At 65.5% G+C, this 13634-nt stretch carries 12 protein-coding genes; 5 read left to right on the forward strand and 7 right to left on the reverse strand.

Annotation, left to right across the window (positions count from 1 at the left end; all coding sequences use genetic code 11):
* Position 1 precedes the first annotated feature (1 nt).
* From kdpC to BLS51_RS29975, 5 genes are read right to left on the reverse strand one after another with little or no spacing between them, the layout of a single operon-like run.
* Complete coding sequence (gene kdpC / locus BLS51_RS10195) at positions 2-589, reverse strand: potassium-transporting ATPase subunit KdpC (RefSeq protein WP_090183143.1); 588 nt, start codon at positions 587-589, stop codon at positions 2-4.
* A gap of 10 nt (positions 590-599) precedes the next feature.
* A complete protein-coding gene (gene kdpB, locus BLS51_RS10200) occupies positions 600-2837 on the reverse strand; it encodes a potassium-transporting ATPase subunit KdpB (RefSeq protein ID WP_373994424.1) in 2238 nt (745 codons plus the stop codon).
* A 9-nt stretch (positions 2838-2846) separates the two neighbouring features.
* On the reverse strand, positions 2847-4640 hold the full coding sequence (kdpA, locus tag BLS51_RS10205) for a potassium-transporting ATPase subunit KdpA (protein ID WP_090183140.1): 1794 nt from the start codon (positions 4638-4640) through the stop codon (positions 2847-2849).
* Positions 4640-4729 (reverse strand): K(+)-transporting ATPase subunit F, encoded by a 90-nt coding sequence (gene kdpF / locus BLS51_RS10210; RefSeq protein ID WP_072786137.1) that lies wholly within the window; start codon positions 4727-4729, stop codon positions 4640-4642. The genes kdpA and kdpF overlap by 1 nt, the downstream gene beginning before the upstream one ends.
* Entirely contained in the window at positions 4726-4818 is a 93-nt protein-coding gene (locus BLS51_RS29975) for a potassium ABC transporter ATPase (protein WP_217636440.1), read from the reverse strand. The genes kdpF and BLS51_RS29975 overlap by 4 nt, the downstream gene beginning before the upstream one ends.
* Before the next feature lie 193 nt (positions 4819-5011).
* Between BLS51_RS29975 and dapA the strand changes: the two genes are divergently transcribed.
* The 3 genes from dapA to BLS51_RS10225 all read left to right on the forward strand — a co-directional run bounded on the left by dapA (position 5012) and on the right by BLS51_RS10225 (position 7576).
* Entirely contained in the window at positions 5012-6127 is a 1116-nt protein-coding gene (gene dapA, locus BLS51_RS10215) for a 4-hydroxy-tetrahydrodipicolinate synthase (protein WP_229207551.1), read from the forward strand.
* The gene (locus BLS51_RS10220; RefSeq protein WP_090183137.1) at positions 6124-6714 is read left to right on the forward strand and encodes a hypothetical protein; all 591 of its coding nucleotides are present in this window, start codon (positions 6124-6126) and stop codon (positions 6712-6714) included. The genes dapA and BLS51_RS10220 overlap by 4 nt, the downstream gene beginning before the upstream one ends.
* A 190-nt stretch (positions 6715-6904) precedes the next feature.
* Positions 6905-7576 (forward strand): hypothetical protein, encoded by a 672-nt coding sequence (locus BLS51_RS10225; RefSeq protein ID WP_090183134.1) that lies wholly within the window; start codon positions 6905-6907, stop codon positions 7574-7576.
* Here BLS51_RS10225 and BLS51_RS10230 read toward each other — a convergent pair.
* Together BLS51_RS10230 and BLS51_RS10235 are read right to left on the reverse strand one after the other, a co-directional pair.
* Positions 7573-8322 carry a TorF family putative porin gene (locus BLS51_RS10230; protein WP_090183131.1) on the reverse strand — a complete coding sequence of 250 codons (750 nt, stop codon included), beginning with the start codon at positions 8320-8322 and terminating at the stop codon, positions 7573-7575. The genes BLS51_RS10225 and BLS51_RS10230 overlap by 4 nt on opposite strands.
* A 37-nt stretch (positions 8323-8359) precedes the next feature.
* On the reverse strand, positions 8360-8650 hold the full coding sequence (locus BLS51_RS10235; RefSeq protein WP_090183129.1) for a hypothetical protein: 291 nt from the start codon (positions 8648-8650) through the stop codon (positions 8360-8362).
* A 210-nt stretch (positions 8651-8860) separates the two neighbouring features.
* On the opposite strand from BLS51_RS10235, the gene BLS51_RS10240 reads away from it, so the two are divergent.
* Together BLS51_RS10240 and parC are read left to right on the forward strand one after the other, a co-directional pair.
* The gene (locus BLS51_RS10240; RefSeq protein WP_090183126.1) at positions 8861-10858 is read left to right on the forward strand and encodes a DNA topoisomerase IV subunit B; all 1998 of its coding nucleotides are present in this window, start codon (positions 8861-8863) and stop codon (positions 10856-10858) included.
* A gap of 363 nt (positions 10859-11221) precedes the next feature.
* On the forward strand, positions 11222-13537 hold the full coding sequence (gene parC / locus BLS51_RS10245) for a DNA topoisomerase IV subunit A (protein ID WP_090183529.1): 2316 nt from the start codon (positions 11222-11224) through the stop codon (positions 13535-13537).
* The last annotated feature ends 97 nt before the right edge of the window (positions 13538-13634 follow it).

Below are 13634 nucleotides of genomic sequence, written 5' to 3' on the forward strand. Positions count from 1 at the left end.
CTTATTGCGGGCTGTGCGGCGATGCCCGGTCGAGCGCCAGGTTCAGCGCCAGCACGTTGACCCGCGCTTCGCCGAAGAAGCCCAGCCACTGCGGCTGCGTGTGCTGCGCGATCAGCGCCAGCACCTGTTCGTGGCTGATCTTGCGCGCGCCAGCCACGCGGCCGGCCTGGTAGCGCGCGCCAGCCACGCTGATTTCGGGATCGAGGCCGCTGGCCGAGGCGGTCACCAGGTCGATCGGGATCGCCGCCGTGTTGGCCGGATCGGCGGCCTTCAGCGCGTCGATGCGGCTTTTGACGGCGTCCAGCAGCGCCGGATTGGTCGGGCCTTGGTTGGCGCCGCCGGAACCGGCGGCGTTGTTGGCCATCGGCGCGGTGGCCGATGGCCGGCCCCAGAAGTACTGCGGCGACGTAAACGCCTGGCCGATCAGCGACGAGCCGACCGCCTTGCCGTTGACCGCGACGATGCTGCCGCCGGCCTGCGCCGGGAACACAGCCAGGCCGATGCCGGTGACGGCCAGCGGATAGAGCACGCCGCATAGCAGGGTCAGCGCGGCGAAGATGGTGAGGGCGGGACGAAGTTGCGATGCCATGACGGCCTCCTTAGACGAGATTGAATGCGGCCAGCAGCAGGTCGATGGCCTTGATGCCGATGAACGGCAGGATGATGCCGCCGACGCCGTACAGCAGCAGGTTGCGGCGCAGCAGCGCCACCGCGCCGATCGCCCGGTACTGCACGCCCTTCAGCGCCAGCGGAATCAGCACCACGATGATCAGCGCGTTGAAGATCACCGCCGACATGATGGCCGACGCCGGGCTGGCCAGCTGCATGATGTCCAGCGCCTTCAGCTGCGGGTAGGTGCCGACAAACGCTGCCGGGATGATGGCGAAGTATTTGGCGATGTCGTTGGCAATCGAGAAGGTGGTCAGCGAACCGCGCGTCATCAGCATCTGCTTGCCGATTTCGACAATCTCCAGCAGCTTGGTCGGGTTCGAGTCCAGGTCGACCATATTGCCGGCTTCCTTGGCCGCCTGCGTGCCGGAGTTCATCGCCACCGCGACGTCGGCCTGCGCCAGCGCCGGCGCGTCGTTGGTGCCGTCGCCGGTCATCGCCACCAGCCGCCCTTCGGCCTGGTACTGGCGTATCAGTTTCAGCTTGTCTTCCGGCGTGGCTTCGGCCAGGAAGTCGTCGACGCCTGCTTCGGCGGCGATGGCGGCGGCAGTCAGGCGGTTGTCGCCAGTGATCATCACGGTCTTGATGCCCATGCGGCGCAATTCGGCGAAACGCTCCTTGATGCCGCCCTTGACGATGTCCTTCAGCTCGACCACGCCCATCACGCGGCCATCGTCCACCACCACCAGCGGCGTGCTGCCGCGACGGGCAATATCGTCGACGCTGCGGGCGATCTCGCTCGGATACGGCTGGCCCAGCGCGGCGACGTACTGGCGCACTGTGTCGGCCGCGCCCTTGCGGATGGCGCGCACTGCGCCGGAGGCAGCGCCGGCCATCGCAGGCGTGGCGGCGGCAGCGGCAGCAGCAGCAGCGGCGGCAGCAGCAGCAGCAGCGCCACCGGCAGCGGCGCCGCCCGCGCCTTCCGCCGTGCTGGCGCCTGCCGGCAGGTCGACGCCGCTCATGCGCGTCTGCGCGCTGAATGGCACGAACACCGCGTTCAGCGCCGCCATCTCACGTTCGCGCAGGTTGAACTTCTGCTTGGCCAGCACCACGATGCTGCGCCCTTCCGGCGTGTCGTCGGCCAGCGACGCCAGCTGCGCCACGTCGGCCAGCTGCTGCGCGCTGACGCCCGGCGCCGGCACGAAGGCGGCGGCCTGGCGGTTGCCCAGCGTGATGGTGCCCGTTTTATCCAGCAGCAGCACGTCGACGTCGCCAGCCGCTTCCACCGCGCGGCCCGAGGTGGCGATCACGTTGGCCTGCATCATGCGGCTCATGCCGGCCACGCCAATGGCGCTCAGCAGGCCGCCAATCGTGGTCGGGATCAGGCACACCAGCAGCGCGATCAGCACGGTGATGGTCACCGGCGCACCGCTGCCGGCGGCGCTGACTGAAAACAGCGAGAACGGCAGCAGCGTCACCGTCACCACCAGGAATACGATGGTCAGCGCCACCAGCAGGATGGTCAGCGCGATCTCGTTCGGCGTCTTCTGGCGCTTGGCGCCTTCCACCATCGAGATCATGCGGTCGAGGAAGGTCTCGCCGGGATTGGCCGTGACACGCACCACCAGCCAGTCCGACAGCACCCGCGTGCCGCCCGTGACGCTGGAGAAGTCGCCGCCCGATTCGCGTATCACCGGCGCCGATTCGCCGGTGATGGCGCTTTCATCGACCGAGGCCACGCCTTCGATCACTTCGCCATCAATCGGGATCACGTCGCCTGCTTCGACCAGGATGTAATGACCTTTGCGCAGGTCCAGCGCCGGCGCCGGCAGCCAGGTCGTGCCATGCTTGGGCGTGGCCAGCTTCTTGGCGCTGACGCTCTGCTTCAGGCTGCGCAGCGAGGCCGCCTGCGCCTTGCTGCGGCCCTCGGCCAGCGCTTCGGCGAAATTGGCAAACAACACGGTGAACCACAGCCAGACGGCAGTGGCAATGATGAAGCCGGCCGGCGCCTCGCCGTGGCCGCCCAGCGCCTGCACCGCCAGCAGGCTGGTGATGATGCTGCCGACATACACGACAAACATCACCGGGCTGCGCAGCTGGGTGCGCGGATGCAGCTTGCGGAAAGCGTCGGCGATGGCCGGCAGCAGCAGCTGCGTGTCGAACATGCGCAGCGTGCGGGCTGGCGGATTGGTGAACAGTGTCATTTCTTTTTGGCTTGCTTGTGACATGATGATTCCTTATTGTGCATACAGCTGCAGGTGTTCGACCACCGGGCCGAGCGCCAGCGCCGGCACGTAATTGAGCACGCCGACCAGCACCACCACGCCGCACAGCAGGCCGATGAACATGCCGCCGTGGGTCGGCATGGTGCCGGCGTTGGCCTCCAGCCGCTGCTTGCCGGCCAGCGAGCCGGCAATGGCCAGGATCGGCACGATCATGGCAAAGCGGCCAAACCACATGGCGATGGCCAGCAGCGTGTTGTAGAACGGCGTGTTGGCCGACAGCCCGGCAAACGCGCTGCCGTTGTTGTTGGCGGCCGAGCTGAAGGCGTACAGGATTTCGGCGAAGCCGTGCGCGCCGGGATTGGCGATGCCGGCCCTGCCAGCCTCGCACAGCACGGCGATGGCGGTGCCGGCCAGCACCAGCGTCGGCGTCACCAGGATGGCGATGGCGGTCATCTTCATTTCGTGCGACTGGATTTTCTTGCCCAGGTATTCCGGCGTGCGGCCGATCATCAGGCCGGCGATGAACACCGCCATGATGGCAAACACCAGCATGCCGTACAGGCCGGAGCCGACGCCGCCGAAGATCACTTCACCGAACTGCATCAGCAGCATCGGCACCAGGCCGCCGAGCGGCGTCAGCGAGTCGTGCATGGCGTTGACCGCGCCGCACGAGGCGGCCGTGGTGACGGCGACAAACAGCGCCGACGCCGACACGCCGAAGCGGGTCTCCTTGCCTTCCATGTAGCCGGCGCTCTGGTCGATATTCAGCGCCTGCAGGCCCGGATGGGCGGTCTGCTCGGCGCCCATCACCACGCAAGTGCAAATGACGAACAGCACCGTCATCGCGCCCAGCACCGCCCAGCCCTGGCGCTGGTCGCCAACCATGCGGCCGAAGGCGAAGCACAGCGCGGTCGGGATCAGGAAGATCGCCAGCATTTGCACGAAATTCGACAGCGCGGTCGGATTTTCATACGGGTGGGCCGAGTTGGCGTTGAAGAAGCCGCCGCCATTGGTGCCCAGCATCTTGATCGCTTCCTGCGAGGCGACCGGGCCCATGGCGATGGTCTGCGTGCTGGTGCTCAGATTTTCCAGCACCGGCTGCCCCTGCGCGTCCTTCAGCGGCTGGCCGTCGGCGCCGGTTTTCGGCTGGCTGTAGCTGACCGGGTCGAGCAGCTGGACCTGCTGGTAGGGCTGGAAGTTCTGGATCACGCCCTGCGCCATCAGGAATACCGCCAGCAGCAGCGACAGCGGCAGCAGCACGTACAGGGTCGAGCGGGTCAGGTCGACCCAGAAATTGCCGATCGACTTGGCCGAGCGTGAGGCGAAGCCGCGGATCAGCGCATAGGCGACCGCGATGCCGGTGGCGGCCGAGAAGAAGTTCTGGCCGGCCAGCACCAGCATCTGCGTCAGGTAGCTCATCGTCTGCTCGCCGCTGTAGCCCTGCCAGTTGGTGTTGGCGACAAAGCTGACGGCGGTGTCGAAGGCGGAATCCGGGCTGACGTTGGCCATCGCCTGAGGATTCAGCGGCAGCCAGGCTTGCACCCGTTGCAGGCCGTAGGTGACCAGCGCGCCGATCACGCTGAACAGCAGCAGCGAAGCGGCATAGGCTTTCCAGCCCTGGCCTTCGGCCGGGTTGACGCCGGCCACGCGGTAGATCAGCTGTTCGACGCGGGCCAGCCAGCCCATGCCGGGGATGCGGCAGCCCGCGCCCTCCCCCACGCGGGTCAGCAGCTTGCCCAGCGGCCAGGCCAGCGCCAGCAGCACCGCCAGGAAGACGGTCAGCAGAATCAGCGATTGTGCAGTCATCACAGGTCCTCCGCTTTCAGCAGTGCGACCACCAGGTAGACCAGCAGGCCGGCTGCCGCGATGGCGCCGATGACATAGAACGTGTTCATGGCTGGCCTCCCAGCTTGTCGCAGCCGGCGGCCAGCGCCACCGTCAGCAGGTAGAACAGCGCCGTGGCGCCGATAAATACTAAGTCCATCACACCCTCACAGGTCTTGTTTTGATAGGGGGAAGCTTAGCCAGATCGGTCTAAAGATTTTGTAAAGACTTGCCGGCCGGGTGTAAACAAAGCGTAAAAATTTACGGTTTGTTTACGCGCAGGGCGCGACTCTTTAGCACATTTTTACCGGGCCTTGGCTACGCTGCCTGTATCGCAACGACCTTGGACTATCATGACTTCTTTACACGGCATCTGGGTGCCGCTGGTGACGCCCATGCATCACGGCGAGCTGGATCTGTCACGCCTGCAACGGCTGGCCGAACGCCTGATCGACGACGGCGCCCACGGGCTGGTGGTGTGCGGCACCACCGGCGAGGCGCCGCAGCTGGATCTGGCCGAGCAGAGCGCGGCGCTGGCGGCGGTGCTGGAGGTGGCGCGCAAGCGCTGCCCGGTGTTGATGGGCATCGGCGGCAGCGACACCTTTGCCGGCGCCAGCCGCGTGCTGGAATTCGATGACGCCGGACTGGCCGGCTATCTGGTCTCCACGCCGGCCTATGTGCGGCCGTCGCAGCAAGGCTTGCTGCGGCATTTCGAGACGATTGCCGATGCCACCGACCGGCCAATCGTGCTGTACAACGTGCCGGCGCGTACCGGCGTGCAGCTGGAGCTGGCCACCGCGCAGCGCTTGGCGGAGCGGCCGCAATTCGCTGCCATCAAGGAGGCCGGCGGCAGCCTGCGGCAGATGACTGATCTGCTACAGCACACGCCGCTGGCGGTATTGTGCGGCGACGATCCGCTGCTGTTCGCGGCGCTGTGCGGCGGCGCGCATGGGGCGATCTCGGCGTCGGCGCATTTGCGCACGGATTTGTATGTGCAGCTGTTCGATCTGGTGCGCGCGCAGCGGCTGGACGAGGCGCGTGCACTGGCGGCGCGGCTGCTGCCGATGATGCAGCTGCTGTTCTCCGAGCCGAATCCGGCGCCCTTGAAAGCGGCGCTCAGCATCCAGGGCCTGCTGCGCGATGAGTTGCGCCTGCCGATGGTGCCGGCCACCACCGCTTGCAAAAGTCTGCTGGCAGCAGCTCTTGAAGCGCTCGACGCTATCCCGCGCTACCGTCCGCCCGGCGCTGGCACTGGCACTGGCGCTGCTGCTGGCGCTGGTGCTGGCACTGGCGCTCACGCTGGCACTGGCACTGGCACTGGCGCTCACGCTGGTGCTGGCGCTCATGCTGGTGCTGGTGCTGGTGCTGGTGCTGGTGCTCATGCGGATGCTGGCTCGGCAGGTGGCGCCGGGCTGGCGAACGATGCCGGTACGCGCTATTCGCTGGCACATGCGAGGGCCGCGCTATGATCGTCGCTGTCACCGGCGTGGACGGCGATAGCGCCGTCGCCGATCTGGCCGAGGATCTGGCCATGCTGCGGGTGGCGGCCGGCAAGCGCGTGCTGCTGGTGTCGCCGCACCCTTGCGCCTATGATGCGCAGTTGTTTGATGATCTGCTGATCGACGCTTCGTTGCGCAGCCAGGACGCGGCACTGGCGGGCGCCGGCGTGATACTGGCACTGCTCCGTCCCGAAGCGCTGGAGCGCGATGGCTGCGACGAGCTGCTGGCGCGCCTGAAGGTTGTGCAAGGCACCAATCCGTCAGCGCGCGTGTTGGTGACGGTGGCCCACGGCCGCCGCCCGCTGACTGCCCATCAAACCGGTTGCGTGCTGGTCTTCGTCGCCCAGTTGCAGCACGCCCGCCTGGCCGACACGCTGGTCCTCGAAGACGGCCAGGACACCTACCACTCCCGCCACAGCGAACTGGAACCGCAAGCCTACAAACAAGACCACAAGCTGTGCGCCCCCGAAGTGCGCCATCTCTACCGCGAAATCTTCCCTGACCGCGACCGCGCGCCTCACTTCAGCGCCTTGATCCCCAGGGCCTGCGCGCTGTAGCCCCCCCCCGGAGGACACAGGCCGGCGGGTTGCTTTTTTCGCGTTTTACTAAAATTTCCTATGCTGTACTACTTTATACGGGAACCAAATCCCGGACGAGCACTCTAACCTTAGTATGTGTCAGAGCGCCCTAGCACTACATCGTAGTAGCTAGCAGATTTTAGTAAAACCACTTTTCAGGAGAACCCGCATGGACATCCTCCGCGCTTCCGTCCGCTTGCCATCCGACATACTCGTCGAACTGGGCGACCTCACCGGCCATCACTGGAACAGTTGGGAACTGGAGCCCATCATCTGCGATGCCATACGCGCCTATATGAATCCCCCCAAACCGGGCAATTACGAGCCGATGGCGGCTGATGCTGACGCGGGCTACCAATGGAAGCAGGTATTCCTGCCAGAAGGCACCCGCTTGCGCGCCTCATTCGGCCGTGAACCTTACTTCGCCATCGTCAAAGGGATGGAAATCAAGTTTGGCGACCTCGCACTGACGCCTTCGGCCTTCGCCAATCTGCGTGGCAGCGGAAACCGTAACGCCTGGAAAGCTGTCTGGCTGCGCTTTCCGGGCAATGAGCAATGGGTGCTGGCCGACGTATGCCGCAGCAAACAGAAAACCGCGATCGCACGCCTGTTCGGCGCCGCCGATGGTATTGAAACGCCACAAAACATCGCTACGCCCAAGCCACTCAGGCAAGCAAGGCAAGCCAAGCACGCCAAGCGCACCACTGCGACGTCGCTGACGCAATCAGCGAAATTGGCACAGCCAACGCCGTGCGAGGTCTTCAGGTCGTTCCTGCCGTCCGGTATTGCAAGGCACAAGCGCCGCAAGCAGCATGCTGCGGCGCCGGAGCCATCAACTTAAAACACTTTGCTGACGGTCAGCTGCACCGCGTTCTTGCCGAGGAATTTGCCGTTGGCGGCCGAGGTGTAGGCCGATTCGTTGGCGTTGGTGCCGATGAGGGCCAGTGCGCCGGTGAGTACGCCGAAGTCCTTGCTCACGCCGAGCTTCCAGTCGGTGTAGGAAGCGGCGTCGTTATGCCTGACGTCCTGGCGGCCGGCGTGCAGGTTGATGGTATAGCCGTCGCCGGCGTCGAGGTTGGCGCCGAGGTCCACATAGCCGCTGTTCTTGCTGTCGGCGAAGCCAAACAGATTGGTCACCGCGTGCGAATATTTCAGATACGCCGGTCCATAACCCAGCTGGCCATACACCTCGGTGGTATTGGCGCTGACCGGCAGCGCATTGGAGGCATACACATAGGTCAGCACGCCGACGTCATACGATACCTCTGCAGACAGCTGCCCGCGCTTGCCGGCATACAGGTCCAGCTCGACGCTGCCATCGCCGCCGGCATCCTTGATCCAGGTGATGGTGGACGCCCAGGCCCCCGCATACAAACCGGTCGGGTTGTTGACGTAGTCGGCGCCGCCCTGCAAGGCAGGTTGCAAGCGTGTTTGTGAAATGCCGCGATAGCGGTAGTCGCTGATTGCCGCCACATTGAAGCTGAGCGTATTCTCCGGCACGGCGGCGGCCGGCGCCGCCTCGTCGGCGTGGACGATGTGGGTGGCAAAAGCTGCGGCAACGGCAGCGGCGAGTACAAACTTTTTCATAAAACTTCCTATCAGTGGTTGAAATGGCGGGCGACAGTTACAGCACGCCCGTGGAGGCCGTCCGCTGCGCCAGCGGCGTCAGGCGGCCGAATTCGGCGCCCGGCAGGGCGCGCATCACCGCTTCCATCACCTGCCCGGCCAGCGCCCGCGACAGGCACAGCCAGACCCGCACGCGGGCGCCGTGGTCGCAGGCCTCGACCCGCATGAAGCGCATGGCATCGCCGCAAGTGCGCGTCACCAACGTGCGCAACTCGCTCAGCGCGGCCACGTCGACGGTCAGCTGCAGCAGGCAGCCACGCGGCGGCCTGGGATGGAAAAAAGCATGCATGACTAAGCTCCGGGTCAGCGTTTCGATACCGGAAAGCTTAGCGACGGCGTCGTAAAAACGGTCTAAAAAGGTAGGCTTGCCCTGTAAACATCGTGTATAAATTGCGCACTGCGCAATTTTTGCCGCCTTCTGCCGCAGTTGAGGATAGAATACGCAAACAATCTGCGAACTGTACATAAACCCAGTATCAAAAACACAAGCTGCTCACGTATGGCCACCAAAAAACCCGTTTCCGACTATAGCGAATCATCCATCCGGGTCCTGAAGGGACTGGAACCTGTCAAGCAACGCCCGGGGATGTATACCCGCACCGAGAATCCGCTGCACATCATCCAGGAAGTGATCGACAACGCCGCCGACGAAGCGCTGGGCGGCAATTGCAATAACATCATCGTCACGCAAAACGCCGACGGCAGCGTCACCGTCGAGGATGACGGCCGCGGCATCCCGGTCGGCCTGCACCCGGAAGAAGGCGTGCCGACGGTGGAAATCGTGTTTACCCGGCTGCACGCCGGCGGCAAGTTCGACAAGGGCAGCGGCGGCGCCTATGCGTTTTCCGGCGGCCTGCACGGGGTCGGCGTCTCGGTCACCAACGCGCTGTCGAAGCGGCTGGAAATCACCGTCTGGCGCAAGGAGCCGAACGGCACCGGCCTGCACCACCTGGTGTTTGAGAACGGCGACGTCACCGAGCCACTGACTTCGGTGGTGGCGCCGCGCGACGGCAAGAAATCCGGCACCCGGGTCACCGTCTGGCCGGACGCCAAATATTTCGACTCGGCCGCCATCTCGCAGACCGAGCTGCAACGGCTGCTGCGCTCCAAGGCGGTGCTGCTGCCGGGCGTGTCGGTCACGCTGGCCAACGGCAAGACCGGCGAGTCGCAGACCTGGCAGTACAACGACGGCCTGCGCGGCTACCTGACCGAGGCGCTGGCGCAATCGACCGATGGCGAAACGCTGATCCCGCTGTTTGAAGGCGAGCAGTTTGCCGGCCCGGACGCCGAAGGCTTCGCCGAGGGCGAAGGCGCGTCGTGGGTGGTGGCGTGGACCGAGCAAGGCGCCATTGTCCGCGAATCGTATGTCAACCTGATCCCGACGCCGAACGGCGGCACCCACGAATCCGGCCTGCGCGACGGCCTGTACGGCGCGGTGAAGAACTTCGTCGAAATGCACTCGCTGCTGCCGAAGGGCGTCAAGCTGCTGCCGGAAGACGTGTTTGCGCGCGCCTCGTTTGTGCTGTCGGCCAAGGTCCTGGACCCGCAATTCCAGGGCCAGATCAAGGAGCGCCTGAACTCGCGCGACGCCGTGCGGCTGGTATCGACCTATTCGAAGCCGGCGCTGGAACTGTGGCTGAACCACCATGTCGACTACGGCAAGAAGCTGGCCGAGCTGGTCATCAAGCAGGCGCAGTCGCGGCTGCGCTCGGCGCAAAAAGTCGAGAAGAAGAAATCCTCCGGCGTCGCCGTACTGCCAGGCAAGCTGACCGACTGCGAATCGACCGATGTCGAGCGCACCGAACTGTTCCTGGTCGAGGGCGACTCGGCCGGCGGCTCGGCCAAGATGGGCCGCGACAAGGAATTCCAGGCGATTCTGCCGCTGCGCGGCAAGGTCCTGAACTCATGGGAAACCGACAAGGACCGGCTGTTTGCCAACAACGAGATCCACGACATCTCGGTGGCGATCGGCGTCGACCCGCACACGCCCAACGACACGCCCGACCTGTCCGGCCTGCGTTACGGCAAGATCTGCATCCTGTCCGATGCCGACGTTGACGGCTCGCACATCCAGGTACTGTTGCTGACGCTGTTCTTCCGCCACTTCCCGGCGCTGATCGCCAACGGCAATATCTGCATCGCGCGGCCGCCGCTGTACCGTGTCGACGCGCCGGCGCGCGGCAAGAAGCCGATCCAGAAGCTGTACGCGCTGGACGACGGCGAGCTGACCGCGATCGAAGACAAGCTGCGCAAGGACGGCCTGAAGGAAAACGCCTGGTCGATCAGCCGCTTCAAGGGCCTGGGCGAGATGAACGCCGAGCAGCTGTGGGAAACCACGATGAATCCGGACACGCGCCGCCTGCTGCCGGTGGCGCTGGGCAGCTACGGCCTGCACGAATCGGCCGCCCGCTTCAATATGCTGATGGGCAAAGGCGAAGCCGCCGCGCGCCGCGCCTGGATCGAAGAACACGGCAACGAAGCCGACGCAGATATCTGATAGAACACCACCATGACTCAAGCAAACCTCTTTGACGAAGCGGCGCCGGACGACAGCAAGCCTGCGCCCGCGCCAGCCTCGGCGCCCAACGCCGCCACGCCCGGCGCCTCCGACCATCCGGTGCACCTGCCTGCCGACGCCGCCGCCCACGCGGCTGCCGCAGCGCACGCCCACGGCCAGCCCGTGCCAACCACCAGCGACAGCGCTGACGATGGTGCCGGCGCCGGCGCCGGCGGCGCCCTGCACGCCGCCAGCGGCGCCGATGCTGCCGATGCTGCCAGTACTGCCAGCGCTGCCGACGCTACCGGCGACGCCGGCGGCGGCAATGGCGGCAATGGCGGCAATGGCGGCAATGGCGGCGGCATGTTCGGCAATCCCCCCGGCGGTGGCAACGGCGATGATGGCGACGGCGGCGACGCGCTGACCCTGTCGACCTTCGCCGAACGCGCCTACCTCGACTACGCGATCTCGGTGGTCAAGGGCCGCGCGCTGCCGGACGTCTGCGACGGCCAGAAGCCGGTGCAGCGCCGCATCCTGTACGCGATGAACGAAATGGGCCTGAACAGCGTCGCCAAGCCGCGCAAATCGGCCACCGTGGTCGGCGACGTGCTGGGCAAGCTGCACCCGCACGGCGACCAGTCGGTGTACGACGCCATGGTACGCATGGCGCAGGACTTCTCGCTGCGCTACCCGCTGGTCGACGGCCAGGGCAACTTCGGCTCGCGTGACGGCGACGGCGCGGCAGCGATGCGTTACACCGAAGCGCGGCTGACGCCGATCGCCAAGGTGCTGCTGGACGAAATCAACCAGGGCACGGTCGACTTCCAGGCCAACTACGACGGCTCGACCGAAGAACCGTGTTTGCTGCCGGCGCGCCTGCCGATGGTGCTGCTGAACGGCGCCTCCGGCATCGCGGTCGGCCTGGCGACGGAAATCCCGTCGCACAACCTGGGCGAAGTGGCGTCGGCTGCCGTCGCCATGATACGCAACCCGAAAATCAGCCACGCCGAGCTGATGGCCATGATCCCCGGCCCGGACTTCCCCGGCGGCGGCCAGATCATCACGCCAGCGCAGCAGATCGCCGACATGTACGCGACCGGCCGCGGCTCGATGAAAGTGCGGGCGCGCTGGAAGATCGAAGAACTGGCGCGCGGCCAGTGGCAGGCGGTGGTGACCGAACTGCCGCCGGGCACCTCGTCGCAGAAAGTGCTGGAAGAGATCGAAGAGCTGACCAACCCGAAGGTCAAACTGGGCAAGAAAGCACTGACGCCGGAGCAGCTGGCCCTGAAATCGCTGATCCTGAATTCGCTGGACACCATCCGCGACGAATCCGGCCGCGCGGCGCCGGTGCGCCTGGTGTTCGAGCCGAAGTCGAAGAACCAGGACCAGAGCGAATTCATGCTGCTGCTGCTGGCGCACACCTCGCTGGAATCATCGGCCTCGATCAACCTGGTGATGATCGGCGGCGATGGCCGTCCGCGCCAGAAAGGCCTGACCGACATCCTGCAGGAATGGATCACCTTCCGCTTCGCCACCGTCACCCGCCGCACGCAGTTCAAGCTGGGCAAGGTGGACGCGCGCATCCACATCCTCGAAGGCCGGCAGACCATCCTGCTGAACATCGACGAAGTGATCCACATCATCCGCAACTCGGACGAACCGAAGGCGGCGCTGATCGAACGCTTCAAGCTGAGCGACATCCAGGCCGAAGACATCCTGGAAATCCGCCTGCGCCAGCTGGCGCGGCTGGAAGCGATCAAGATCGAACAGGAACTGGCCGAGCTGCGCAAAGAGAAGCAGCTGCTGCAAGACCTGCTGGACAACCCGTCGTCGATGAAGCGCGCCATCATCAAGGAAATCGACAACGACGCCAAGACCTATGGCGACGCGCGCCGCACGCTGATCGAAGAAGCGCAGAAAGCGGTGGTCGAACAGAAGGTGGTTGACGAGCCGGTCACCGTCATCATCTCCGAAAAGGGCTGGATACGCGCACGCAGCGGCATCGGCCACGACGCCGCGCAATTCAGCTTCAAGGCCGGCGACGCGCTGTACGGCGCCTTCGAATGCCGCACGATCGACCACCTGCTGGCCTTCGGCAGCAACGGCCGCATCTACTCGGTGCCGGTGGCAGCGCTGCCGAACGCGCGCGGCGACGGCGTACCGGTGACCACGCTGATCGACCTGGCGTCCGGCTCCCGCCTGCTGCACTACTTTGCCGGCAACGGCAACACGCGCCTGCTGCTGGCCACCAGCGCCGGTTTCGGCTTTGAAAGCAAGGCGGGCGACATGGTCAGCCGCAACAAGAGCGGCAAGGCCTTCATCACGCTGGACGACAACGACAGCGTGTTGCCGCCGACGGTGATCCCGGAGACCGCCAGCGCGGTGGCAACGCTATCGTCGGGTGCGCGGGTGCTGGTGTTCGGCATGGACGAAATGAAGGTGCTGACCAACGGCGGCCGCGGCGTGATCCTGATGGAGCTGGGCGACAAGGAAACGCTGCTGGCGGCCAAGCCGATCAGCCAGAAAGGCGTGACCGTGTTTGGCAGCGGCCGTGGCGGCAAGGCGCAGGAAGAGCGGCTGTCGGCATCGGCGCTGGCAGTCCACTTCGGCAAGCGCGCCCGCAAGGGCAAGGAGCTGGCCACCAAGATCAAGCCAAGCGGCTTGACGCCGATCGTTTAAAGGCCGCGCTTGCCGCCCCGGCGCGGCGCGGCGCGGACGCAAAAAAGGCGGGCATGCTGATGGCATGCCCGCCTTTTTCATTGCACGGCCGCAGCCG

This window comes from Duganella sp. OV510 (genome assembly GCF_900100205.1).
Classification (GTDB): domain Bacteria; phylum Pseudomonadota; class Gammaproteobacteria; order Burkholderiales; family Burkholderiaceae_D; genus Rugamonas.